We start from the raw sequence: 518 nt of genomic DNA, 5'->3' as shown, positions 1-518 counted from the left end.
GTAGATTTAGCGATTAGGCTTAATAATGTTATTGATGACACTCTTATTGCACATAAAATTGGTGATTATAGTGATGTTTTGATATCTAGGGTAAGTAATGCCAACAACAAAACACTATTAATCTACAAACATCATTCGAATAAGGAATCAATTAAAAATCAATATACTGATGTTATCGAAGTTGATAACACCTCTATTTTAATAAACTTTGTTTCTGAGGGAGTTGGGGTTGGTGTCATTCCAAACTATCTTATTAAAAGTAACTATATAGACAAAAACATCCGAATATCGCAAACTTTTGATATAGAACGTTCCATGTATATTGCCTACCCTTATCAAAACCCTTTGCCAAGAAAGCTAGCTGAGATATCTACTTTTATTAGGTCTGAGTTATCACAAGTATTGAAGAGTGAGTCATTTTAGGGCGGTTGTTCAGATTTAGAATTTTGCGTTGTCTACTCAACTAGGCCTAACGCTAATCTTTGTAACATATTGTTTCGGCGGTATTTATTAACACC

Annotated in this window: 1 protein-coding gene; it reads left to right on the top strand. The window is 32.8% G+C overall.

Annotated features, from left to right (window positions below; genetic code table 11):
• On the top strand, nucleotides 1–423 hold a 423-nt coding region (locus IQR33_RS18945), incomplete at its 5' end, for a LysR substrate-binding domain-containing protein (protein ID WP_265575797.1).
• Between the last annotated feature and the right edge of the window lie 95 nt (nucleotides 424–518).

This window comes from Vibrio sp. OPT46 (genome assembly GCF_015163535.1).
In the GTDB taxonomy this organism is placed as follows: domain Bacteria; phylum Pseudomonadota; class Gammaproteobacteria; order Enterobacterales; family Vibrionaceae; genus Vibrio; species Vibrio alginolyticus.
This window is presented reverse-complemented; position numbering and strand designations above follow the sequence as displayed.